Annotated in this window: 22 protein-coding genes; 7 read left to right on the top strand and 15 right to left on the bottom strand. The window is 71.8% G+C overall.

The window, feature by feature from the left end; translation table 11 throughout:
• The first annotated feature begins 65 nt into the window (after positions 1-65).
• Both ACWEV3_RS16705 and ACWEV3_RS16700 read left to right on the top strand, forming a co-directional pair.
• The gene (locus tag ACWEV3_RS16705; RefSeq protein ID WP_452614836.1) at positions 66-1,469 is read left to right on the top strand and encodes an MSCRAMM family protein; all 1,404 of its coding nucleotides are present in this window, start codon (positions 66-68) and stop codon (positions 1,467-1,469) included.
• Positions 1,466-2,113: a class F sortase gene (locus ACWEV3_RS16700; protein ID WP_452614723.1), complete on the top strand. Its 648-nt coding sequence runs from the start codon at positions 1,466-1,468 to the stop codon at positions 2,111-2,113. Before ACWEV3_RS16705 ends, ACWEV3_RS16700 begins: the two co-directional genes overlap by 4 nt.
• Before the next feature lie 167 nt (positions 2,114-2,280).
• Here ACWEV3_RS16700 and yidC read toward each other — a convergent pair whose 3' ends face one another.
• A complete protein-coding gene (yidC, locus tag ACWEV3_RS16695; protein ID WP_452614722.1) occupies positions 2,281-3,351 on the bottom strand; it encodes a membrane protein insertase YidC in 1,071 nt (356 codons plus the stop codon).
• A 180-nt stretch (positions 3,352-3,531) separates the two neighbouring features.
• Positions 3,532-3,942, bottom strand: a complete 411-nt coding sequence (locus ACWEV3_RS16690) for an FAD-linked oxidase C-terminal domain-containing protein (RefSeq protein WP_452614721.1) — start codon at positions 3,940-3,942, stop codon at positions 3,532-3,534.
• A 50-nt stretch (positions 3,943-3,992) separates the two neighbouring features.
• Here ACWEV3_RS16690 and ACWEV3_RS16685 point away from each other — a divergent pair, with 50 nt between their 5' ends.
• Positions 3,993-4,970, top strand: a complete 978-nt coding sequence (locus ACWEV3_RS16685) for a cation diffusion facilitator family transporter (RefSeq protein WP_452614720.1) — start codon at positions 3,993-3,995, stop codon at positions 4,968-4,970.
• A gap of 173 nt (positions 4,971-5,143) precedes the next feature.
• Here ACWEV3_RS16685 and ACWEV3_RS16680 read toward each other — a convergent pair whose 3' ends face one another.
• The 3 genes from ACWEV3_RS16680 to ACWEV3_RS16670 all read right to left on the bottom strand — a co-directional run bounded on the left by ACWEV3_RS16680 (position 5,144) and on the right by ACWEV3_RS16670 (position 10,158).
• Positions 5,144-5,851, bottom strand: a complete 708-nt coding sequence (locus tag ACWEV3_RS16680; RefSeq protein WP_452614719.1) for a hypothetical protein — start codon at positions 5,849-5,851, stop codon at positions 5,144-5,146.
• A gap of 764 nt (positions 5,852-6,615) precedes the next feature.
• The gene (locus ACWEV3_RS16675) at positions 6,616-9,720 is read right to left on the bottom strand and encodes a BTAD domain-containing putative transcriptional regulator (RefSeq protein WP_452614718.1); all 3,105 of its coding nucleotides are present in this window, start codon (positions 9,718-9,720) and stop codon (positions 6,616-6,618) included.
• A 60-nt stretch (positions 9,721-9,780) separates the two neighbouring features.
• Entirely contained in the window at positions 9,781-10,158 is a 378-nt protein-coding gene (locus ACWEV3_RS16670; RefSeq protein ID WP_452614717.1) for a hypothetical protein, read from the bottom strand.
• A gap of 297 nt (positions 10,159-10,455) precedes the next feature.
• Here ACWEV3_RS16670 and ACWEV3_RS16665 point away from each other — a divergent pair, with 297 nt between their 5' ends.
• Together ACWEV3_RS16665 and ACWEV3_RS16660 are read left to right on the top strand one after the other, a co-directional pair.
• Positions 10,456-10,935, top strand: a complete 480-nt coding sequence (locus ACWEV3_RS16665) for an anthrone oxygenase family protein (protein WP_452614716.1) — start codon at positions 10,456-10,458, stop codon at positions 10,933-10,935.
• Positions 10,932-12,113: an erythromycin esterase family protein gene (locus tag ACWEV3_RS16660; RefSeq protein WP_452614715.1), complete on the top strand. Its 1,182-nt coding sequence runs from the start codon at positions 10,932-10,934 to the stop codon at positions 12,111-12,113. Before ACWEV3_RS16665 ends, ACWEV3_RS16660 begins: the two co-directional genes overlap by 4 nt.
• Here ACWEV3_RS16660 and ACWEV3_RS16655 read toward each other — a convergent pair.
• Entirely contained in the window at positions 12,110-12,952 is an 843-nt protein-coding gene (locus ACWEV3_RS16655; RefSeq protein WP_452614714.1) for an MmyB family transcriptional regulator, read from the bottom strand. The genes ACWEV3_RS16660 and ACWEV3_RS16655 overlap by 4 nt on opposite strands.
• 188 nt (positions 12,953-13,140) lie before the next feature.
• Here ACWEV3_RS16655 and ACWEV3_RS16650 point away from each other — a divergent pair, with 188 nt between their 5' ends.
• Together ACWEV3_RS16650 and ACWEV3_RS16645 are read left to right on the top strand one after the other, a co-directional pair.
• The gene (locus ACWEV3_RS16650) at positions 13,141-13,473 is read left to right on the top strand and encodes a carboxymuconolactone decarboxylase family protein (RefSeq protein WP_452614713.1); all 333 of its coding nucleotides are present in this window, start codon (positions 13,141-13,143) and stop codon (positions 13,471-13,473) included.
• Positions 13,474-13,542: 69 nt separating this feature from the next.
• Positions 13,543-13,947: a (R)-mandelonitrile lyase gene (locus ACWEV3_RS16645; protein WP_358490753.1), complete on the top strand. Its 405-nt coding sequence runs from the start codon at positions 13,543-13,545 to the stop codon at positions 13,945-13,947.
• Between the two features lie 110 nt (positions 13,948-14,057).
• Here ACWEV3_RS16645 and ACWEV3_RS16640 read toward each other — a convergent pair whose 3' ends face one another.
• From ACWEV3_RS16640 to ACWEV3_RS16600, 9 genes are all read right to left on the bottom strand, one after another.
• Positions 14,058-14,609 carry a PIN domain-containing protein gene (locus ACWEV3_RS16640; protein ID WP_452614712.1) on the bottom strand — a complete coding sequence of 184 codons (552 nt, stop codon included), beginning with the start codon at positions 14,607-14,609 and terminating at the stop codon, positions 14,058-14,060.
• Positions 14,609-15,061, bottom strand: coding sequence for a helix-turn-helix domain-containing protein (locus tag ACWEV3_RS16635; protein WP_452614711.1), 453 nt, complete (start codon positions 15,059-15,061; stop codon positions 14,609-14,611). Before ACWEV3_RS16635 ends, ACWEV3_RS16640 begins: the two co-directional genes overlap by 1 nt.
• A 79-nt stretch (positions 15,062-15,140) precedes the next feature.
• A complete protein-coding gene (locus ACWEV3_RS16630; protein ID WP_452614710.1) occupies positions 15,141-16,160 on the bottom strand; it encodes an SIS domain-containing protein in 1,020 nt (339 codons plus the stop codon).
• A complete protein-coding gene (locus tag ACWEV3_RS16625; protein ID WP_452614709.1) occupies positions 16,157-17,128 on the bottom strand; it encodes an amidohydrolase family protein in 972 nt (323 codons plus the stop codon). Before ACWEV3_RS16625 ends, ACWEV3_RS16630 begins: the two co-directional genes overlap by 4 nt.
• Positions 17,129-17,262: 134 nt before the next feature.
• Positions 17,263-18,201, bottom strand: coding sequence for a carbohydrate kinase family protein (locus ACWEV3_RS16620; protein ID WP_452614708.1), 939 nt, complete (start codon positions 18,199-18,201; stop codon positions 17,263-17,265).
• Positions 18,198-19,670 carry a lyase family protein gene (locus ACWEV3_RS16615; protein ID WP_452614707.1) on the bottom strand — a complete coding sequence of 491 codons (1,473 nt, stop codon included), beginning with the start codon at positions 19,668-19,670 and terminating at the stop codon, positions 18,198-18,200. The genes ACWEV3_RS16620 and ACWEV3_RS16615 overlap by 4 nt, the downstream gene beginning before the upstream one ends.
• Positions 19,671-19,711: 41 nt before the next feature.
• Positions 19,712-21,430, bottom strand: coding sequence for an ABC transporter permease (locus ACWEV3_RS16610; RefSeq protein ID WP_452614706.1), 1,719 nt, complete (start codon positions 21,428-21,430; stop codon positions 19,712-19,714).
• Positions 21,427-22,494, bottom strand: coding sequence for an ABC transporter ATP-binding protein (locus ACWEV3_RS16605; protein ID WP_452614705.1), 1,068 nt, complete (start codon positions 22,492-22,494; stop codon positions 21,427-21,429). The genes ACWEV3_RS16610 and ACWEV3_RS16605 overlap by 4 nt, the downstream gene beginning before the upstream one ends.
• Positions 22,495-22,805: 311 nt before the next feature.
• Positions 22,806-23,834, bottom strand: coding sequence for an extracellular solute-binding protein (locus ACWEV3_RS16600; RefSeq protein ID WP_397526110.1), 1,029 nt, complete (start codon positions 23,832-23,834; stop codon positions 22,806-22,808).
• Position 23,835: the final 1 nt, after the last annotated feature.

The raw sequence follows: 23,835 nt of genomic DNA, 5'->3' as shown, positions 1-23,835 counted from the left end.
CGGGGTTCGCAGAACGAGCACGTGGCGCCTCTCACCTCCACCACCGGAACTGGAGCTGCATGCGCATGTTCAGGAAATGGCTCACGGCGGTGCTCGGCACCGCCGTGCTCGCGGGGGGCAGCTTGCTCGCCACCCCGGGCGCCGCTAGCGCCGACCCGCAGGAGGCGATCGGCCACGAGACCCGGCCCGGGCAGCCGTACCGGGGCAACCCGGAACCGGACCGCGACTGGCTGGGTTCCTACCTCGTCAACGGACAGCAGGTCTGGTGCGTGCAGTTCGCGCTGACCGCCCCGGACAGCGGCGAGGAGTACCAGCCGGGCGACGAGCTCAAGACCAAGTGGGGCACGAAGCTGCCGGACGACGTGGCGGCGAACATCTCGTACCTGCTGCTGCGCTACGGCAACACGCAGTCGCCGGACGAGGCCGCCGCGCTGGCGCACCTGCTGCACTCGTGGACCGCCGCGCCGCGCAGCCAGGCGGACCTCGACCCGGACAACGACTTCAAGCGCATCGGCTACGACGCCGACGCCCACTTCGCCAAGCTGCCGCAGGGCGCTCAGGCCGCGGTCGGGGAGCTCGAGGCGGAAGCCGCGGCGAACCGGGGCCCCTGGAAGGCCGAGCTCACCGCGCCCGAGGGTGAGCAGACCATCGGCCAGGCCGCGGACTGGACGCTCGTGGTGCGGCGCGCGGACGACAAGGGCGTCGGCGGCGTCCCGGTCGAGCTCGCGCTGACCGACGCGACGGTCGAGGGCCTGGCCGCCGACGGCACCGTCACCACGCCGGAGGACGGCAGCCCGCTGGCGCTGAAGGTCACGCCGACCGGCCCGAACCCGAAGATCACCGGCAAGCTGTCCGCCCCGGCCGAGCGGCCGTACGTGCGGCAGGCCGTCAACCAGCCCGACACGACCCAGCGCGTCGTGTCCACCGGCGGCGAGCAGGAGCTCTCCGTCGAGGCCACCGCGACCGCGGTGACCGCGCCCGGCGTGGTGCACGTCGGCAAGGTCGACGCGGAGAGCCAGGCGGGCATCGCGGGCGTCTCGCTGCGCGTGACCGCCGCGGACGGCTCGCCCGCGCTGCGCCAGGACGGCACCCCGCTGCTCGGCGAGGACGGGCAGCCCCTCGTGGTCGTCACCGGCGATGACGGCACCGTCACCGTGCCCGACCTGCGCACCCCGCAGGAGATCAAGCTCACCGAGGTCGCGCCCGCCAAGGGCTACGAGGAGGCGTTCGACGAGGCGAACCCGCCGTCGGTGTCCGGCACGGTCCAGCCCGGCGAGACGCTGGAGCTGAGCCTGGCCAACACGCCGAACACCCCGACCGTGCCGATCCACATCCCGGCCGGTGACCCGACCCCGGCGGACGGCGGGACCCCCGCCGGGCTGATCGGCGGTCTGGCGGGCCTGACCCTGGTCGCGGCCTTCGGCGCGATGGCGGTGCGCCGCCGGATCGGGGCGGGGCGGCAGCAGTGAGCAAGTCTCGACGTTCCCTGTTCGCGCTGGTGGCGGTCGGCGTCATCGGACTGGTCGCGGCGGTCGTCCTGATCGCCGGCGGCCTGTTCGGCGGCGATCAGCCGGCCGCCCTGACCGTCCCGGTCGCACCGGCCGAACCGACACCGCACGCCGCGGCGGTCGCCCCGCAGGCGCTGCCCGCCCAGCCGGTGCACGTGCCGGCCGGGCAGCCGCCGGGCACGATCCGGCTGCCGCAGGGCGGCACGGCGGAGCTCGTGCGCAAGGAGATCGACCGCTCGGGAACCCTGCCGGTGCCGGACGGCGTCGGCGAGGCGACCTGGTGGGGCGCCGGGCTGGACGCGCCGAAGGGCGCGACGGTGCTCGCCGGGCACGTCAACTGGAAGGGCACCGTCGGGCCGTTCGCCGAGCTGTGGGAATCGCGGACCGGCCAGCCGGTCACCGTCGTCGACGACGCCGGCCGGGAGTACCGGTACCGGGTGTCGGAGGTCGTCACGGTGGACAAGGACGAGCTGCCCGGCCGGGCCCGCGAGCTGTTCGGCCAGGGCGGCGCGCATCGCCTGGTGCTGGTGACCTGCGGCGGGCGCTACGTCGGCGGTGATCTCGGCTACGACGAGAACCGCATCGTCGTGGCCACCCCGGAGTAACCCGCCCGACCGCCTCCGGGCGGCCGGCGGACGTCCCGGAACAAGCGAAAGGGCCGGTGGATCTTCCTCCCCCGGCCCTTTCGCCACTTCCGAATCACGGAACCTTCGTTCCGTTCGCCGCAATTTCAATGGAAATCAGAGCTCTGATTTCCATTGAAATTGCGGACCTAACGCCTCTTCTTGCCCTTCTTGGCCGACGCGGCCTGCTTCCCCGGCCGGTTCTTCGGCTGGTTCTTCTTGCCGCCCGGCCGGTTGCCCGGCCGCTGGCCGTTGGCCCCGCCGGCCTGATTGCCGCCAGCAGGCTTCGCGCCTCCAGCGGTCGCGCCGCCCGTCGTCGCGGCGGCCGGCTCCGCGTCCGCTTCGCCGTTCTTGGCCTCGGCGCGCACCGGCTTCTGGCCCGGCTTCGGCCGCGGCGCCGCCTTCTTGGCCTCGATCTCCTTGGCCTTCTCGCGCTCCTGCTCGCGGTCGATCTTCTTGGTCAGGAAGTGCTGCTGACCCAGCGTCCAGACGTTGTTCGCCAGCCAGTACAGCAGCACCGCGATCGGCAGGAACCAACCGGAGATGATCGCGCCGATCGGCGCGATGTACATCATGAACTTGGCCATCATGGCCGACTGCGGGTTGGCCATCGCCGCGTCGGTCTGCTTCTTGACCGACAGCCGCATGGTGAAGAACGTGGCCACCGACGCGATGAGCATCAGCGGGATGCCGACGATCATCATGGACGTCCGGTCGGTGCCGAACAGCGCGAGTTCCGCTTCGGGCTGGGTGATCCAGTTGGACAGCTTGGCGCCGAAGATGTTGGCGTTGATGAACGACTCGACGCCCGCCCGGTCGAAGATGAAGTTGCTCTGCGCGGTCGGCGTGAAGTTCCGAAGCACGTGGAACAGGCTCAGGAACACCGGGATCTGCAGCAGCGCGGGCAGACAGCCGCCGAGCGGGTTCACCCCGTGCTCGGACTGCAGCTTCTGCATCTCCTGCGCCATGCGCTGGCGATCGCCCTTGTACTTCTCGCGCAACTTCTGGATCTGCGGCGCGAACTTCGCCATCTTGCGGCCCGCGCGCAACTGACTGATCGCCGGCTTCAGCAGCACCGTACGCAGCGAGAACACCAGGAAGAACACCGAAAGAGCCCAGGCGAACCCGTTGTCCGGCCCGAGCACGGCGCCGAAGATCTTGTGCCAGAACCACAAGATCGCCGACACCGGGTAGAGGATGAAGGAGAAAAAACTTTCCACTCAGCCACTCCTGGTCATGGCCCGGCTATCCGGCGCTACCGGGGCGTACGTGCGCAGCCGCACCCTTGCGAAATGCAGGAACAGCCAACCCAAGGGTGCCATGCCCGGGCATAACACGGCCGCCGCCCCCTGGAAATGTGGCGCGGCCCAAGTCGCCCGGCCCGCGGGACGGACCCCGTTTCAGCTGCTCACCCGGTCAGGTGACGAAGGCGACCGGCCGAGGATCCCGTCCGGTTCGAAGCGCCGCTTCAGCGCCGCCGGGAGTTCGCGCGCGCCCTCCGACACGTAGTGGCGGTACATATCCGCGTTCTTCGGCCCGATGCCGTGCTCGGCGCTGAAGGTGCCGCCGTGATCCCGCGCCGCCGTGTCGTAGGCGAGCCGGCGCACGTCACCGACCGGCACGGGCAGCGGCAGGATCAGGTGCAGCCCGCGGTCGCCGTAGTGGCCGAGCTCGATCGGCGTGATCTCCGGGTGCCTGGCGGCGAGCCGCGCGAGCACGTCGCGCCGGAACCCGGATGCGCTGGAGGAGATCCGCGCGGCGCTGCGGGAGGCCCAACTCGCGGCGTGACCGGCCTTGACGGGCCTGGCCACCCCTGCGCGCCTAGCGTGTTCGCCGGAGCGACGAGGACCGGGAGTCGACGATGGCGGACGCGGACAAGGGCGGCGAGAGCACGCTCACGGTGCTGGTGGCGCTGGGCATCAACCTGGCCATCGCGGCCATGAAGGCGTTCGCCGGCGTGATCACCGGGTCGGCGGCGATGCTCTCCGAGGCCGCGCACTCGGTGGCCGACACGTGCACCGAGGTGTTCCTGCTGACCGCGCTGCGGCGCTCCGGCAAGCCCGCCGACGCCCGCCATCCGTTCGGCTACGGCAAGGAGCGGTACTTCTGGTCGCTGATCGCCGCGATGAGCATCTTCGTCTCCGGCGCCGTCTTCGCCTTCATCGAGGGCTTCCGCACCGTGCTCGGCCCGCCGGAGGAGCAGACCCAGCCGCTGGTCGGGTACGTCGTGCTCGCGATCGCGTTCGTCCTGGAGGGCGTGTCCTGGCTGCGCGCGATGCGGCAGGTGCGGGCCGAGGCCGCCGAGAGCGGCGACAAGATCCTCCACCACCTGCGGATTTCCGACGACCCGACGGTCAAGACGGTGCTGTTGGAGGACAGCGCCGCGCTGGCCGGGCTGCTGCTCGCGTTCGCCGGGCTCGGGTTGCACCAGCTCACCGGGTCGAGCGCCTGGGACGGGCTCGCCTCGCTCGCGATCGGCGCGCTGCTGGCCGCGGTCGCCTACACCATGGCCCGCACCAACCTGGGGCTGCTGATCGGCCAGCAGGCCGACCGGCGGCTGCTGGCGGCCGTGCGGAACCGGCTCGCGGAGCAGCCCGAGGTGGACTTCGTCGTGGACGTGCTGTCCATGAACACCGGGACCGACCGGGTGCTGTTCTGCGCCCGCCTGGACTTCGCCGCGACGCTGGACTCCACCGAGCTGGAACGCGCGGTGGTGCGCATCGACTCGATGCTGCGCGCCGAATTCGCGGAACTGGACGAGGTGTTCCTGGAGCCGGTGCCGCGCAACGACCCGGAGCTGCGCGCCCGGGTCCTCGCCCGCTACGGCCACCCGCTCTAGAACCTGTTCCCAGACTCGCTCCGCGCGGCGGCGCGGGTGGCGGCCCCCCTGCGGGAATTGCGGTCGCCTTCTCGCTGTGGGATCCCCGACTCATGAATGCCGAGGCTCTCCAGCGTGGTCGTGAGCACTTTGGACTGCTATGGCACTCCAAAACACTCACGACCGGAGAACGCTCAGCGCTTCAGCGCGCGGGCGATGATCCGGCCCGCGAACAGGTAGATCAGCGCCGCGAGGCCGTAGTTCAGGATCAAGCCGATCGTCGCGTCATCCGGGGTGAACACGTCGCCGAGGCCGAACACGAAGAACTTCGCCGTGCCGTAGGTGAACGCGACGAAGTCGTTGTCCTGGTTGGCGCCGACGACCGAGAAGACGATGTGCAGCACGAACACCAGCGCGATCAGCGCCGTGAACACCTGGACCACGCGGCCGATCGCGTCGGCGCTGGGCCCCTGGAAGCGCGGCCCGCGGTCGCGGCGGTCGTCGTAGTCCCGGTCCCGGTCCCGGTGGCGGTCCGCGCGGGACTCCCGGTAGCGATCGCGCTCCGGCTCCCGGTACTGGTCGTCGCGGTAGTGATCCCGGTACGGGTCGTCGCGATAGCGATCGTCGTACTGGTCGTCCCGGTAGCGGTCCTGGTACGGGTCGCGGTAGCGGTCGTCGTACTGGTCGTCGCGATAGCGGTCCTGGTACGGCTCCGGGTCGCGGAGCGTGCCCTGGTCCCGGAACGGCTCGGGTTCCGGGGGCTCCATGCGCTGCTGGATGCGCGTCGCCGGGGGCTGGTTGGCGGGCGGCTGCTGGATGGGGTGCTGCCCGACCGGCGTCGACTGGCCCATCGGCACCGTCCCGGACGGCGCAGCACCCTGCGGACCGCCGGGCGGCGGCATCGGCGGGCCTCCCGGGGGCGGGCCCTGCGGCACCACCTGCGTCGGCTGGCCCCCTGGCGGTGGTCCCTGCGGCACCACCTGCGTCGGCTGGCCTGCCGGCGGCGGTCCGGGCGGCGGGCCTTGTTGCTGGCCGGGCGGCGGTCCGGGCTGACCTCCTGGCGGGCCTTGCACGCCACCCGGCTGACCGGGCGGTCCCGGCGGACCCTGGTGCGGTCCCGGCTGGGGCGGCATCGGCTGACCCGGCCCCTGCCGGGGCGGCCCGGGTTGGCCCGGCGGCATCTGGCCCGGCGGCATCTGACCCGGCGGCATCTGGCCTTGCGGCGGCTGGCCCGGTGGCTGCGGAGGCCGTGCCGGCGGCGGTCCGCCCTGCGGTGCTCCGGGTGGCGGCCCCGGCCGCTCGGAGGGTTGTCCGGGTCCCGGCCGCCCTGGATCACCGGCTCGGGGATCTGCGCGCTCATAGGCCATGGCCGCGCATTGTCCCGGTTGATCGCCCCGGTACGAAACCCCCCTCGCCGCGCGCGACCGATGAGACGCACCACAACACCCACCGGAAACGACCTCACCAGCGGGAATCACGCGCATCGCCCATGCTGCGGCTTTTCCTCGGGACGCGATAGGGGCTGCCGGGGACGTGGTCTTCGCGGTGCTTTCGCGCGAAAGCGGCGTTCCCACGCCTGGCGGATGACGGTTTCGCGCGAAAACGCCGACCTCGCCCGGAAGACTTCGCCACTTCCGGGGCAGCCTCCGCAGCCGCCCCGGCGGGCTCACCGACCCGTGCCTCCGGGTCCTGCGAGGTGGAACTCGAAGAGGCCGAGGATCTCGTGGTGGTTCAGGCCGTTTCCGCGGGCCGTCGCTTCGGACGCTGCTCGTTCGCCCAGCGCCGCGCCCAGTTCGCTCGCCAGGCGCGCGATGTCCGGGTTCAGCGCGTCCGGCGCTCCTCGCAGCGCTGCGGCCGCTCCGAGGAGTTCCGCTGCCGCCGCGAATTCCCCGGTTCGGGCCGGTAGTTCGGCGATCGCGCTGCCGATCGCCGCCACCAGGACCAGGTCCGATGTCTTCGACGCCGCCGCGAGCGCCGATCGCAGGTCGCGCCGGGCCTCGTCGCACGTGCCGCGGGCCAGGGCGAGGCGCGCCCGGGCCATTCCGTGCATCGAGCGGAAGACCGGGTCGACGTCTCGCCGCGGCCCGGCCGCCCACCACGCGAGGTCGTACTGCTCGTCCGCGGCCAGCAGGTCGCCGCCACCGCGCGCCAGGTCGCCGAGCTTCAGCCGAGCGAGGGCGAGGTGCTGGGCTGCCGGTTCGGACTCGACCACGCCGCGCAGTTCGGCTTCCGCGCGTTCGGCGTCCCCGGCGTGCGCGTACGCGGTCGCCAGCCAGATCCGCTGGTGGTGGTCGTTGCCGAGCTCGCGGGCCGGGGTCATCGAGCGCCGCAGGGCCGCGATCGCCGCGTCGGGATCGCCGAGCATCGTCCGCGTGATGCCGAGGTAGGTCAGCGAGCTGACCAACCCCCACCGCTCGCCCAGCTCCCGGAACCGCTCGGCGGCCGTGGCGAGGTCGTCGCAGGTCTTCGGCAGGGCACCGCGGTTGCCGTTCACCAGCGCCCGCACGAACGACAGCATCGCCCGCGCCAGCGGCGCCGGATGCGGCTGCCGCCGGTCGATCGCCGCCAGGGCCGCGTCGAAATCCCCGGTGAGCAGCGCGATGAGCGGCTCGACCACGGCTCCGGAAGGGTGCTCGCTGCCGGCGGCTTCGCGGCATCTGCCGATCGCCTCGGGGGCGACTTCGCCGGAGAGCACCGCGTTCAGCAGGTAGGCGGCCGTGGCGGGGACGCGGTTCGCCGCGGTGGCGTCGGCTGGGAGTTCCAGCGCCGTCCGCAGGAGCCGGGCCGCCTCGGCGTGATCGCCGTGCATGGTCAGGTAGTAGGCGAGCGCCGTCGCGAGCCGGATCGCCGTGTCCGCGTCGCCCGCGCCGCAGGCGAAGCGCAGCGCGACGCGGAAGTTGTCGCGGTCCGCGGCGAGCCGGGGCGCCCATTCCAGCTGTTCCGGTCCGCGCAGGTGCGGTGCGGCCTGCTCGGCGATCTCGCGGAAGTACCGCGCGTGGGCGGCCCGGACCTGGTCGGCGTCGGCCAGCTTCTCCAAGCCGTACTCGCGGATCGTGTCCGGCATCCGGTACCGGATCGACCGTCCATCGTGGACCGGATCGACGACCAGCAGCGACTTGTCCACCAGCGCGGACAGGACCACTGCGGCGGGCACGTCGGCGGGGCAGACGTGCCCGGCGGCTTCCGCGGTCATCGAACCGCCGAACACCGCCAGAGCTGCGACGACCGATCGTTCCGCCTCGTCGAGCAGGTCCCAGCTCCAGTCGACCACCGCGCGCAACGTGCGGTGCCGGGGCAGCGCGGCCCGGTTTCCCTGGGTGAGCAGCTGGAACCGGTCGTCGAGCAGCGCGAGGACGCGATCCGCCGGCAACGACCGGACCCGCGCGCCGGCGAGTTCGATGGCCAGCGGCAGGCCGTCCAAGCGCCGGCAGATCTCGGCGACCACGCCCGCGTTCCCGGCCGTCACCGCGAAATCCGGGTTCGCCGCCCTCGCCCGGTCCACGAACAGCCGTCCTGCGGGACTGGTCAGCACACCGGCGACGTCCGCGCCCGACGGCGCCAGGCCCAGCGGCGGCACCGGCACCAGCGCCTCGCCGAGCAGGCCCAGCGGCTCCCGGCTGGTGGCGAGCAACCGCAGGTCCGGGCAGCTGCCGAGCAGCCCGGCCGCGAGGGACGCGACCGCGTCCAGCTGGTGCTCGCAGTTGTCCAGCACCAGCACGGCCGGGGCCGGTGACAGCGCGTCGGCCAGCCGATCCAGCGCGTCCCGTCCGTGCGGCGCCGTCCTGGGCCCGAGAGCGTCGAGAACCGCCTGTGGAACGTCCGCCGGGTCGGAAACCGGTGCCAGTTCCGCGAACCAGACCGCCTGCTCACCAGAAAGGGCGGCGGCCGCGGTCGTCGCCAGCCGCGTCTTGCCCACGCCTCCCGGGCCGGTCAGCGTGACCAGCCGGTGCTCGGCCAGCCTCCGGTCGACCAGGGCCAGTTCGGCATCGCGCCCGACGAAGCTCGTCAGCGCGGCGCGCAGGTTGCCGCCGCGCGGCCGGGTGGTCGTTTCCTCGCGGAGCACGGCCAGATGCGCCTCGCGCAGCTCCGGCGATGGGTCGGCGCCGAGTTTTTCCGCCAGCGCCACGCGGAATTCCTCGTAGCTGCTCAGCGCTTCGGCCGTTCGCCCGGTCGATTGGAGCGCGCGCAGCAGCAGTGCCCGGGCACGCTCGCGGTCGGGATGCGCCGCGGTCAGGGCCTGCAATTCGGTCACCAGCTGCGGGGATTCGGCTCCGGTCTGCAGATCGACCTGCGCCCGGTCCTCGATCGCGGCGAGCCGCAGCTCGGCCAACCGCGCCCGCGCCGCCACGGCGAACGGCGCGTCCGGGACGTCCTCGAACGCGGCTCCGCGCCACAGCGCCAGCGCTTCGCGCAGCAACCGGCCCGCCTGCTCGATGTGCCCGTCGTGCAGAGCCCTGCGGCCATCGCGGGCGAGTTCCTCGAATTGCTCGCAGTCCACCGATTCCGCGTTCAGCCGGTATCCGCTGGACTCGCGCAGCACGGCGTCCGGCAGGAGCCGCCGCAGCCTCGACACCAGCGAGTGCAGCGCGTGCACGCGGTCGGCGGGCCCGTCGGCGCCTGGCCACAGGGCCTCGGTCAGCGTCTCCACCGAAACGGTGCGCCCGGAGTCCAGCGCGAGCCGACCGAGCAGCGTGCGCAGTCGAACGCCGCCCACGACGACCTTCTCGCCGCCGGCACCGATGTCCAGCGACCCGAGGACTCCTATCCGCATGCGCCCACCCTGCCAGGAAAGCGCGGAGCGGCGAATTCCGCCGCTCCGCGCGAATTCCGCTCAGCAGACCTTTCCGGTGGATCCGATGGTGGCCGAGTCGCCGCCGGTGGTGACGATCAGCCGGTATTCCGCGCGACTGCCGCACTCGAAGTTGAAGAGGGCGTTCTTCGAGCCGTCGGAGGTCTCCGCCTTCGTCCCCACACCGGTCCAGCCCGAACCGCTCTTGCGCTCCAGCTTCCCGGTGACCTTGCAGCCCGACTGGTTGGTCGTGGCGCTGGCGCGCAGGCCGAACCCGGTTTCGCCGAGGCTCTTCGAGTGGCCGGTGAGCTTGCAGGACGCGGCCGCCTCCGGACCGGCGGGCGCGGCCTGCGCGGGGACGCCGACGAGGGTCAGGGCCAACGCGGCGGCGCCGATCATCGACAGGGTTAAGCGCTTCATGGAACTACCACCTACACAACGATTCCCCTTGCCCGGTCAGCCGGAAACAGCGCGGCGAACCGGGCTGGGCGAAGAATTTCAACGGACTCCGGTCACGCTACGCGCGGCAGATCAACGACATCCGCAGAACGGCGCGGCCGGGAAATTCCCCACAGAACGAGCGGAAAAAGCAACCCCGCACCATTCCGGCGCGTCCCTGCATTCGCGTCCCGATCGCGGATCGGGAGGAAGCGGACAACCCGCCTGCTGCGAGCGGGCTGTGTGCGGTTTGCGAGCGCCGCACCGCAACCTCACCCCATGTCTGCGAAATCGATCAACGCGCGGCTCGCCACGGGCTTCGCGCTGCTGGCGACCGGAGTGCTCTCCGGGGCGTTCTTCTACGGCTGGGCCAACGTGACGCCGACGTTCTCGGCCGTGCCGCTGGACGTGCACCTCGCGTTCCGCACCGAGTTGATGAAGGTCAACGGCGTCGTCATGCAGCTCCTGATGGCGGCGGCGGTCGCGACCACCGGCTGGCTGGCCATCAGCGCCCGCGGCCGGGCGCGCACGCTGGCGATCGCCGCCACCGCCCTCGCGGTGGCCTCGTTCCTGGTGACCAGGTTCGGGAACGTGCCGATCAACCAGGAGATGAAGCGCTGGGCCGCCGGCGAGCTCGCCCCCGACCACCTGGACCGGCTCGCGGTCTGGGGCACGTTCAACGACATCCGGGTGACCACGGCGCTCACCGCCTTCGTCCTGGTGATCATCGCCGCGAACCTGGCCGGAGCCCGCCGGTGACGCGGGCCCAGGCGGTGGCGGCCTCACTGGACCCGGATGCACCGCTGGACGACCTGGAACCGCTGCGCGACGTGATCGGCGGCGCCCGCGTCGTGGGGATCGGCGAAAGCACCCACCACGCCGCGGAGTTCTACCGCATGCGGCACCGGCTGCTGCGCTTCCTCGTCGAGCGCTGCGGATTCACCGCCTACGTCTTCGAAGCCCCGTTCACCGAGGCGCACGTCATCGACGACTGGGTGCGGGGCGGTCCGGGCGACGTCGCGGCGGTCAGCACGGCGGGCACCGCGCTCGGCCTGGGCGACCACCCGGAGATGCACGCCCACCTGAGCTGGATGCGCCGGCACAACGAGCGCGCCGAGCAGCCGCTGCGCTTCGTCGGCGCCCTGCCGGTCTCCACCGGCTCGCCGCTCCCGGCGCTCACCGAGGTCGAACGGTTCCTGCGCCGAGCCGACCCGGACGCGTTGTCGCTGCTCACGCAGGCCATCGAGGTGGCGGAGCGGTTCGACGCCGACTCCCTGCGGGCTTTCCAGCGCTACGCCGAGCTCGACACCGCGGACCGCGACGCCGCGACTGCGGCGCTGAGCCGGCTGCTGGCGCGCATGGAGTGCATGGCCGCCCACCACCGCTCCGAGGGCCGCGGTCGCGAGCACGCCGCGGCGGTGCGGCACCTGCGCGGCGCCTGGCACCTGGACCACTTCCACCGGGATCTCAGCGGTACGGGCCTCGCCGTCGGCACGGCCGAACTCGACCGCTTCGCGGCCGAAACGGTCCTGGACGTGCTGGCCGCGGAACCCCGGATCCTCTTCGCCATGCACAACATGCACCTCCGGCGGACCCCGGTCGAGCACGAAGGCGCGTTCGGGCTGTTCCCGGCGGGCTACCACCTGGCCGAGGCGCTGGGCGACGACTACGTGGCGATCGCCGCGACGAGCATCGGCGGCCGAGCCGTGGACGGCGCGCTGACCCCGGATTGCCTGGAAACGCGGGAAGTTCCGCTGCCGCCGCTGGAACCGGACTGCATCGAAACGGCTTTCACCAGCGACGCACCGCTGACGATCGCGGCGCTCGACCCCGAGGACGACGCCTACCGGAGGATCCGGGCGGAGGGCGGCTTCATGACGGCCCCGATCTCCAGGGCCTTCAACGCGATCGCCTGCGTCCCCACCACGACCACTTAGGACGATTTCAGCGGTGTGCCGGTGGCTGCCCAGCTGGCGAGCAGTTGGAGCGCCTCCGCCGAAGGCGAGCCGGGTTCGGCGGTGTAGGCGCTGAGGGTGAGGCCCGCGTCGGCGGTGAACTGCATGGCTTCGAAGTTGAGGGTGAGGTCGCCGACGACGGGGTGGTGGAAGTGCTTGGTGCCGGTCCGGTGGAGGCGGACGTCGTGCGCGGCCCAGCGGGTGCGGAAGTCCTCGCTGCGGGTGCACAACTCGCCGATGAGGTCGGTGAGGCCGCGGTCGTGCGGGTTGTGGCCCGCTTCGGTGCGCAGGATGGCGACCGAGGTGTGGCAGGACTCGTCGTAGTCGGGGAAGAAGTCGCGGGCGGCGGGGTCGAGGAAGCCGAAGCGGGCGATGTTGGGCGGCGTGACCTCGCTGGTGCGGGTGGGGCTGTCGAAGACCGGCGAGTACAGCGCCCGCCCGAGCGCGTTGGCGCCGAGGATGTCCAGCCGGCCGTTGCGGACGAACGCGACGGTGTTGGTCATGCCGTCGATGATCTGCTGCACGACCGGGCGCACCCGCTGCGCAGGGCGCCGGCGCTGGCCGGTGTGGGGGCGGCCGGCGGCGTTCGCGGCGCGGGCGAGGTCGAACAGGTAGACGCGTTCGGCCTCGTCGAGCCGGAGGGCGCCGGCCACCGCGTCCAGGACGCTGTCGGAGACGCCGGCGAGCAGCGCGACCTCCTCGCGGCGCAGGCCGGGAACCCGGCGGTTGCCGCCGAAGTGGCTGAGCCCGGCCTGGTCCGGGGTGATCTTGGCCCGGCGGGTGACCAGGAAGTCGCGGGCCTCGGTGCTCTTGGCGCTCACGCCGTCCACGGTACGACGGGCCTCGGCGGCGAGGGGGGTTCTGCCGTGACCCGGAAAGACGCGCCCTCCCGCACGTGCGCAGACCGGGGTTTTCTCGTGATGTGACCGCCTCCGGCACGACGCGGCCGCCACGCTGCGCCACCGGAGTCGCGCCGGTCACCGAGGACAACGACCCGGATAGGACACGCATGACCGACCAGAACGCGCGGCGGGAGCCCTCCGCCGCGGAGAAGATGTTCGGCGACTTCGCGCCCGCGCTCGTGCACTTCACCGACGACGTGCTCTTCGGCGAGGTCTGGGAGCGCACCGAACTCACCCCGAAGGAACGCAGCCTGGTCACGGTCGCCGCCCTGGCGACCGCGGGTAACACCGACCAGCTCGTCTTCCACCTCGGCCTGGCCAGGGAGAACGGCAACACCGAAGCCGAGCTGATCGAGGCGCTCACCCACCTGGCCTTCTACGCGGGCTGGCCGCGCGCGATGGCGGCGATGGCCGTCGCCAAGAACGTCTTCGCGGCCTGATCCCCGCCGCCGATGGCGGGCCCGCACCGGGCCGCCGGCAATCCGGCACGACACGAGAAGGAGAGATCCGTGGAACTCATCCCCGTCAACGACACCGTCAAGGCCCCGGCGGCCGCGTTCACCGGCGACGTCCACGTGACGCCGCTCAAGAAGGCGGAGCCGCCGTCGCGGCTGGTCGCTGCCCTGGTCCGGTTCACCCCCGGCGCGCGCACCAACTGGCACTCCCACGCCGTCGGCCAGACCCTGCACGTCACCGAGGGCGTCGGCTTCGTCGTCAACCGCGACGGCAAGGTCATCCGCGTGCGGGCGGGCGACACCGTGTGGACCCCGCCCGGCGAGGAGCACTGGCACGGCGGCACCAACAGCACCTGCATGAGCCACATCGCGATGGTCGAGGGAACCGACGACGGAGACGGCACCACCTGGCTCGAACCGGTCACCGACGAGCAGTACACTGCCGCCCACAGGCCCTGACCAGGTCACAGGCAGGGAGAGTCACGTCAGGAAGGCTCTGTCTTCAGGGGGCTCAACGCACTCGCCCGCGTTCCCACCGCGACGGCAGGCGCAGGCTGGTGCACGCTGCACTAGGTGCGCAGTGCAGCAACCGATTCGACCAGGCCCAGGTCTTCGAGCCTGGCGAGGACGTCATGGACGGTGCGCGGTGGATTGGTGAGCGAGTCCGCGATGCGCTGGATGCAGCCGTACACGGTTGGCCGATCGAGGTAGATCTGGTCGAGGATGAAAGCGTCGGGGTGCCTCGTCTCGATGTCCCACTGGTCCAGAGCGTCTGCGGGAAAGTCCTTGAGATTGGCGGTGACGATCACCTGGGCACGGGCCTTGATGGCGGCGGCCAAGACGTGTCGATCATCGGGGTCGGGGAGTTTGACGGCGTCGATCAGCGGCTCGTAGCCCATGACCAGGCAGTCCCGAACGGCCCTGATCATCAGCTCGCGTGTGCGGTCCAGCTTGGCGGGGTCGAGATCGGGACGATTGGCTTTGATGTTCCCGAACGTCTCGTCGAGGATGCAGTGGGTCCACTTGGCCTGGACGAGGCCGACCTGCGCGACCCGGATCAGCAGGTCGCGCAGGACGTTGGGGTACAGGACGTTGGCGTCGTAGATGACGACGAAGGTCATCAAAGCCCCAGTTCTTGGGTGAGGTCGGTGAGCTCGTCGGCGGCTTCGCGGCGGCGCTGGTCGTCGCGCCGCATGTACTCCAGCAGGGATTCGACCTTGACCCGGCGATGGGTGCCGACCTTGCGGTGCTCGATCTCGCCCGCTTCCAGCAGGCCGATCAGGTACGGCCGGGAGACGTTGAGCAGGTCCGCGGCCTGTTGGGTAGTCAGGTCCGCGCCGGCAGGCACGACGGAGACCCCCTTGCCTGCCGCCATGTGCGCCAGGATCCGCGCGAGTAGTTCCACGGCACCACGGGGCACGACGAGCTGATCGCCGTCCTCGTCGTCGACCGCGAGTTGGACGCTCTGCTCGTGGTGGCGGCTGAGGTAGTCACGGATGTGTTGCAGCGCTTTGTCGGCCGTGGCCGCATCGGTCCGGCTGGGCTGGATCGGATCTAAAGCGAGCTGAGACATGGCGATCATCCTTCCGCTGCACTATCCGCAGTATCCGCAATAAACGAAGCAAACGCAACGGGACATGCGGCACGGGGCTTCAGCGGGTTTCGGTGACCTTGCGCAGCCCGGCCGGGCGGTCCGGGTCGTAGCCGCGCGCCGTGGCCAGCGCCCACGCGAGCCGCTGGAGCGGCAGCACCTCCAGGACCGGCGACAACTCCTCCGGCAGCTCCGGGATCCGCAGCTGCGCATCGTCGCCAGGGCCGATCCGCAGGACGTCCGCGCCCTGCCCGGTGAGCCTGGCCAGCGGTTCCGCCATCGCCGCGCCGCCCGGCCCGGTTCCGGTCACCGCCAGCACCGCCGTTTCCTGGCCCACCGCCGCGATCGGCCCGTGCAGCAGGTCCGCACCGCTGTAGGCGCGGGTGACCAGGTAGCTGGTCTCCGCCAGCTTCAACGCCGCTTCGTGCGCGGTGGCCAGCGAGTACCCGCGCGCGGTGGTGATCACCTGGTCCGCGAAGCGCAACCGGTGCGCGGCAGCGGCGACCCGCTCCTCATTGCCGTCCAAACAGGACTGTGCGAGCTCGCCGATGCGCTCGGCGGTCGCCCCGCCGCGGACCCCGGAGAACAGCAGGTGCAGTGCGAGGAGCGTCGCGGTGTAGGTCTTGGTCGCCGCGACCGCACGCTCCACCCCCGCCCCGATGTCCAGGGTGTGCTGCGCCGCAGCGCCGAGGGGCGAGTCCGGCGTGTTCGTCACCGCGACCGTGAACGCCCCGCGCTTGGCCGCCTGCTCGGTCACCTCCACGAGGTCCGGTGAACCGCCGCTCTGGCTGACCGCGACGAGCGCGACGTCCGTCAGGTCCGGCTCCGCCCCGTACAGCGTGGTCGTGGAGGGCGACACCAATCCAGCAGGCAGCCCGAGCAGCACCTCCGCGAGGTACTTGCCGTACAGCGCCGCGTTGTCACTGGAGCCGCGCGCGGCGAACAGCACGAACCGCGGGCGGCGGCGTTCGAGCCGCTCCGCCACCTCCCGGAACTCCCCCGCGCGCCCGGCCAGGTCGGCCAGCACCCGCGGTTGTTCGGCGATCTCCGCGGCCATCCAGGTGCCCGCTTCCGTCGTCATTCCGTTCCCTTCCCGAGGCCGGGGATCCCCAGCAGTCGTGCGGCGTTGCCGCCGAAGATCGCGTGCAGGTCCGCCTCCGGCATGCCCATCTCGTGGCACACCCGCAGCTGGTCGGCCAGGTACCGGTGGCAGTAGCCGCGCGGGAACCAGGAGGAGTCGCTGCCGAAGACGATGCGCTCCGGGCCGATCGTTTCGTAGCAGCGCCGGAACAGGTCCTCCAGCGTCAGCTTGTAGGGCATCCAGCGCACCCACTGGTTCGAGCCCGAGGTGTCCACCAGCACGTTCGGGCAGGCCCAGCACAGGAACAGGACCTGCTGCACGTGCTGCACGCCGAAGTGCGGGACCACGAACGGGATGCCCGGGAACCGCTTGGCGACCGGCTCCAGCCACGCGGGTTCGATGTGCGCGTTGTGCGCCACTCCCCCGCTGGAGCCGCAGTGTCCGAAGTGGATCAGCACGGGGATGCCGCGGTCGGCGGCCACCCGCCACACCGGGTCGGCGGCCGGGTCGTCGATGCGGTGCGGCAGCAGCGGGGCGAACAGCTTCAGCCCGCGCAGGCCGAACTCGTCGATCGCCCGCGCCAGGCGCTCGGCGGCGTCCGGGGCGGTGAGGTCGCGCAGGTTCGCCATCCCGGAGAACCGCTCCGGTGCGCGGGCGACGAGCTCGGCCACCCGCTCGTCGCCGCAGCCGGTGACGAACGCCGCGTGGGCGATCTCGTAGCGGTCGAGCTCGGCCAGCCACATGTCCGCCTCGGCCTGCCAGGTCCGCTCGGGATCCGGCTGCGGATCGGGGAAGTCCCAGGCCCGCCGCCAGCGCCGGGACTGCTCCGCCACCTGCTCGGCGCGGCGGCGCTGGGCCGCCTCGTCGTGGTCGGCGCAGCTAAACTGGCCGCCGGAGAGATCCCTGGTCGCCTCGTCGTGCTCGATCCGGAAGTGCAGGTGGAAGTCGACGATCGGGATCCCGCGCACTGTTCCGCCTCTCCGCGAATCACAGTGGTGGTCCCGTCCGGGAGTGATCTCGCGTTTCGCGGTTTCTTGTGGCTGGGTTGCGTCACGGTCCCCTGAGGTGCCGTTGAGCAGAACTGGGGCTGGCACAAGGCCGCTCATGTGATCACGTCCTCCAGTGCGAAGGCCCGGTCGTGCGAGGGCCTGCTGATCACGGTCGCGGCGACCCGGACGGCGTAGTCGGCGGCGTCGCCCGTGGACGCGCCGTCGGCGAGCCGGTGCAGCAGTCCGGCGTTGAACGCGTCGCCGGCGCCGGTGGAGTCCCGGACCTGCACCTCGGGCGCCGGATGAGTGCTGTGCGGAAGACCGGGCTGAGCGACGAGGGCGCCGCGTGCGCCGCGCTTGACCACGACGGTCGCCCCTGTCTCGTCGGCGATGCTGCGGGCCGCGACCTCGTCGTCGCACCGATCGCCGTGCAGGGCGTGCAGCTCGTCGTCGTTGGGCAGGAACACGTCGACCTCGCGCAGCAGCCGCAGCACCTCCGCGCGGGTTCCAGCGTCCCAGCCGGCCGGATCCCAACCGGTGTCCAGCGCGGTGCGCGCCCCGGCCTGCCGCGCCTGCGCCAGCAGGTCACGAGCGGGCTCGCCCTGCAGCGCCGGTAGCAGGAAATAGCCGGACAGCAACACGAACCGGGCCGCCAGCGCCGCTTCGGGCACGGCGGTCGCGTCCAGGTCGGCCATCGCCCCGAGCGCCGAGAGGAACGCGCGATCCCGGCCCGGTGCCTCGGCGGCGACGGTCACGCCGGTGTGCTCGCCGGGCACCTGGGCCAGCTCCAACCGCAGGCCGGGGATGTCCAGCTGGTCGGCGAGCAGCCGTGCGGTCCCGTCGTCGCCGACCCGCCCGGCCAGCACCGTCGGCCTGCCCAGCCGGGCCAGCACGATCGCGGTGTTCGCGGCCGAACCGCCTGGCCGCAGCACGATCGACGGCACGATCTGCTCGGTGCCCGGCGGCGGGAGCTCCGCCGCCCCGGCGACCAGGACGTCGAGGTTCACGTTGCCAACAACGGTGATTCGGTTGTCGGGAGCTGGATGGCTCACCCGCGGCCTCCGGCCAGCACGGCGTCCACGGCCGCGTCGAGCTTGCTCCCGGCCTCGCCCAGGGCAGCCCTGCGGTCGGCGAACGCGCTGGCCAGCACCCGGGCGCGGGCCAGGGCGAGCTCCGCCGTGCGGCGCACCGCCGCGGCGCCGGGGCCGCCGTCCTGGGGACGGTCGAGCACCTGCTGCGGGCGAAGCCCCGCGGCCAGCGCCGCCTCCACCACCGAATCGTCCACGGTGCCCAGTCCGGCTTCGGCGATCGCGGCGGCGACCACGGCGGCGGTCCACTCCGCCGGCGGCGCCTGCCGGACGAGCGCGCCGACCACGGAATGCGCGCCCCGCCAGGGGATTCCCGCGCCCGCCAGCGCTTCGGCGATCGCCGTGGTGGTCGCGCCGGTGGCCACGACGTCCTCCGGCGAAGGCGGGTTCTGCGGGCTCAGCTCCTCCAGCAGGCCGCGCATCAGCGTCAGGAACCGCACCGCGCGGTCACCGGCCCGCCAGAGGTGCTCCTGGACGTCCGTGGTGGCGTTGTTGGAGTCCTCGTACCAGGCTGCGCCGACGTTGTTCATCGTCGCGGCCAGGTCGGCCGCCGCCGCTCCGGCCATCGAGCACATGTGCTCCAGCACCACCGGGTTCTTCTTCTGCGGCATGATGCTGGAGCCCTGGCAGTACGAGTCCGGGGTGGCGATCCAGCCGTACGTCATCCAGTCCAGCATCGTGCGGGCCATCCGGGCGCCGGTGGCCAGGATGCGGGCCTGCACCGCCGCGGTGCGCATCAGGTGCTCGGCCCCGGCCACCGCCTCGTAGCTGGAGGTGAAGGTCTCCCGGAAGCCGAGCAGTTCGGCGAGCCGCGGCGGGGCGATGGGCAGGTCGGTGCCGGCGAACGCGCACGAACCGAGCGGGTTGACGTCGAGCTCGTCGTAGACCGACAGCAGCTCCTCGGCCTGGCTGAGCAGCGCCTCGGCGTAGCCGGCCAGCACGTGCCCGAGCGTGGTCGGCTGGGCGGGCCTGCGGTGGGTGAACCCGGTGATCAGGACGTCGGCATGGCGGTCCGCCTGGGCCGCGGCGGCCTCGGCGGCGGCGCATGCCTGGCGGGCCTGGTCCAGCACGTTCTCCCGCAGCACCATGCGGAACACGCCGGCGTCGAGGTCGTTGCGGGAGCGGGCCAGCTGCACGTCCAGCTCGGACGGCCGGATGCCGGCGGCCGCGGCGAGCCGCTGCTCGACGAGGTAGTAGACGTCCTCGACGCTGCCGTCGAAGGCGAACCGGTCGTCGTCGGCCGCGAGCAGCTCGCGCAGCCCGCCGAGCAGCTGCCGGGCCCGGGCGGCGGGCAGCAGGCCCTGCTCGGCGAGCATCACCACGTGCGCGAGGCTGGCGTGCAGCATCGGCCGGTACAGCTGCGGCGCGGACTTCTCGAAGGCCACCCGGAGGTGGTTCTGCCAGTAGTTGGACAGTTCCGGAGGCTTGGTCATGTGAACAGCTCTTTCCACCGTGGATTGTCGTGGACGTGGCGCTACGCGGCGGGGATCACCGTCGGCGAGCGCTTCTGGCGCGGGCCCTGGCCGAGGCGGTTCGACACCGCGAGGACGACCAGGATCAGCACGATCTGCAGCGCGCCGTAGGCGGCCGCCGTGCCGAACTCCGAGGAGTAGATGCGGTTGTAGATCTCCACCGACATCGGTGGCAGGCCGGGCGGGTAGATCACCACCGAGGCGACGTACTCGCCGACGCCGTCCACGAAGGCCAGCAGCGCGCCGGCGAGCACCCCGCGCAGCACCAGCGGCAGCGTGACCGTGCGCAGGACCCGCAGCGGACCGGCGCCGAGGTTGCGCGCCGCCTCCTCCAGCGACGGGTCGAGCTGCTCCAGGGAGGCGCTGGTCGAGCGGAACACCAGCGGCACGAACCGGACGAAGTAGGCGACCGGCAGGATCCACAGCGTCCCGACCAGCGTCAGGCCGAGGTTGCCGACGCCGGGTTCGTTGAACGCCGTCACCAGGTTCACGCCGATGACCGTGCCGGGCAGCGCCCACGGCAGCATGATGATCACGTCCAGCGCGCCGCGGCCCGGGCCCTTCCAGCGGGCGACGACCCACGAGGCCGCCGCGCCGATGACGATCGCGGCCAGGGTGGCCAGCAGCGCGGTCTGCACGCTCACCGAGATCGGCAGCAGGCTCTGCGGCTCGGCGAAGATCCGCAGGTAGTTGTCCAATGTGTACTCGGGCGGCAGCACCTGCGTCGTCCAGGCGCCGTCCACCGAGAACGACACGAGCACGATCACCAGCACCGGCGCCAGCAGCACCACCGTGAGCAGCAGGCTGCCCAGCGCGGCGGCGAACTTCGCGGCGGCGGAGCCCGGCGCGCGGCGCGCGCTCGGCGTGCCCTTCGACAGGCTGCGGTGCACGCGGCGGCCCTGGTACCAGCGCATGCTCAGCAGGAAGGCGATGGACACCATTGAGAGCGCCGTCGACTGGGTGGCCGCGAGCGCGGCGTTGCCCGAGGTGCGCGCAGACACGATCTCCATGGTCAGCGTCTGCACGTTGTAGAGCTGCGGCGCGGTGAACGACGCCATCGACATCATGAACGTCAGCAGCGCGCCGGAGACCAGCGCCGGGGTGAGCATCGGCAGCAGCACCGTCCGCCACACCCTCGCGCGACCGGCCCCGAGGTTGGTGGCGGCCTCCTCCAGCGAGCCGTCCAGCCCCGCCAGCGCGGCCGAAACCGACAGGTAGAAGTACGGGTACATGGTGAACGCGTGGACCAGGACGACGCCCGCCAGCCCGCTCACCGACGTGCTCGCGGGCGAGATGCCGAGCAGTGCGTACAGCGTCCGGGGCACGATCCCGGTCTCGCTGTAGAGGAGCACGAACGACACGGCGCCGATCAGCGGCGGCAAGGCCATCGGCAGCACTGCGAACACCGAAAGCGCCCGGCGGCCGGGGAAGTCGAAGCGGTGCAGCAGCACGGCCAGCAGCGTGCCGAGCACGCCGCAGAAGAAGACGGAGACGAGCGAACTCACCAGCGACAGCAGCAGCGCCTGGCCCGAAGACCCGCCGAACAGGCTGCCGTAGTTGTCCGCGAGGCCGTTCCCGCCCGCCGAGGTGAGCGCGGTCGTCGCCATCGGGATGACGACGAGGAACAGCAGGACCAGCACGACCGGGATGGCCAGCACGTAGACGAAGCGGTCGCCGTCGGAGGCCGGCAACCTGCGGCGCCGCGCCGCCGGGGCGCTCATGGCCGCACCAGCCAGGCGTGCTGGGCCTCGGGGCGAAGCCCGACGACGTCGCCGGGCTTCGGCAGGCCGGGCCGGTCCGGCACCGCGACCGACAGCTCCAGCTCGCCCGCGGTGACCTCGTACTCGCAGGTGGCGCCGGTGAACTCCACCGCGCGCACGACGGCGTCGAAGCTGCCCTCGCCGGCCTCGGTGATCGCCAGGTGCTCCGGCCGGACCGACACCGCGACGCGGTCGCCCACGCCGGCCGCGAACTCCGCCGAACGACCGGCGGCGAACTTCGCCCCGGAGCCCGCCAGCTCCACCACGGCCTGCTCGCCGGAGCTCTCGACGACCTCGGCGTCGAGGACGTTGCTGCCGCCGATGAACTTGGCCACGAAGGCGGTGGCGGGCTGGTGGTAGACCTCGCGCGGGGTGCCGACCTGGTGCAGCTTGCCGGATTCGAGCACGGCGATCCGGTCGCTCATCGCCATCGCCTCGGCCTGGTCGTGCGTGACGTAGACGCTGGTGATCCCGGCTTCCCGCTGCGCGCGGCGGATCTCGACGCGGGTCTCCTCGCGCAGCTTGGCGTCCAAATTGGACAGCGGCTCGTCGAGGAGCAGCACCGAGGGCGAGATGACCAGCGCCCGGGCCAGCGCGACGCGCTGCTGCTGGCCGCCGGAGAGCTGGTCGATCCGCCGGTCGGCGTAGCCGTCGAGCCCCACGGAGGCGAGCGCGGCGGCCACCCGCTCGTTGCGCTCGCCCTTGGCCACCTTGCGCGTTACCAGCCCGTAGGCGACGTTCTGCGCGACGTCGTAGTGCGGGAACAGGGCGTAGTTCTGGAACACCATGCCGGTGCCCCGCTTGTTCGGCGGCGTGGCGGTGATGTCGCGGTCGCCGAACAGGATTCGGCCGCTGGTGGGCGTGACGAACCCGGCGATCATGCGCAGCGTGGTCGACTTGCCGCACCCGGAAGGGCCGAGGAGCGTGAAGAACTCGCCGGATTCGATCGTCACGTCGATGTCGTGCACGACCGGCGAGGCAGAGCCGTAGCTCTTGCTGACGCGGTCGAGGCGAACGGGGATCATGCTGAACTCTCCGTGCTGGGCGAGGAAGGGCTTTCCGTGCAAGCGATGGCCGAGGCGGCCCGTGAGCGCTTTGGATTGCCATGGAGGCTGTTCGGGAAGTGGCACAGCGGGCTTTGTTCTTTGAAGCGGCGCCAGCCGCTTAGCCCACCTACGCAACTCGCACCGCCGCGGGTTCTCAGAGGCCTTCTCGCGAGGACAGCCCCGACGCCGCGTATTGGACATACACAAGTCGGGGATCCCACAGCCGAGAAGGCCTCTGAGGTTCCGCTACCCGCACCGCTACGCAAAACGAGCCTGGAAAAAGGTATTCGTCAGTTCTTGTTCTTGATGTGCTCGCTCCAGTAGGAGATCCACTCGGTCTCCTTCTCGGCGGCCAGGCTCCAGTCGACCGGCATCTCGTGCAGGTTCAGCGGCGCCAGCCAGCTCGGCTGCCCGGCCTGCTCGACGGTCGGGATCTGGAAGTACTCCTCGGCCAGCTGCTTCTGCTTCTCGACGCCGAGCAGGAAGTCGAGGAACTTGTCCGCGGCGGCGCCGTTCGGGCCGCCCTTGACCTTGGCGATGCCGTCGATCAGCTGCGGGACGCCGGAGGTGGTCGCCACCGGCTTGAACGGCGCGCCGGTCTTCTTCTGCTGCAGCATGACGTCCTGCAGGTTCCACACGCTGATCGGCGCTTCCTGCCGCTGGATGCGCAGGTACAGGTCGGTCGGGTTGGCCGCGTAGACCTTCGTGTTGGCGTCGAGCTTGCGCAGCCACTCGTAGCCCGGCTCGGGGTTCGCGCCGCCGTTGCGGGTGATCATCGCCGAGTAGATGCTGCGCATCGTGCCGGACGCGGCCACGTCGCGGACGACGATCTTGTCCCGGTACTCCGGCTTGATCAGGTCGTCCCAGTCCTTCGGGGCCTGCTCGGGGGTGAGCATCTGGTCGTTGTAGAAGACGACCTCGGCGAGCACCATCTCGCCGACCCAGCGGCCCTGCGCATCGCGGTAGCGCTCCGGAACCCGGTCGCGCACCTGGTCCGGCACGGGGGCGAGCAGGTCGGCGTTCGCGGCCTGGGTGAACTGCTGCTGCGAGCCGCCCCACCAGATGTCGGCCTGCGGGCGGCCCTTCTCGGCGGACACCCGCTCGGACGCCTCCTGCGCGCCGAGCGTCAGGATCCGGACCTTGCCCTGGTATTCGGGGTAGGCGGCCTCGAAGTCCTTGACCACGCTCTCGGCGAGCGCCTTGTCGCGGGCGGTGTAGATGGTGAGGCCGGAGTCGCCGCCGGCGGGGGTCAGGCCGCAGCCTGCGGTCACACCGGCGAGCATCAGCACGCCGGCGACGATGGAGAGGATTCTGCGCATG

Source organism: Saccharopolyspora sp. NPDC003752, from assembly GCF_053605825.1.
This window is presented reverse-complemented; position numbering and strand designations above follow the sequence as displayed.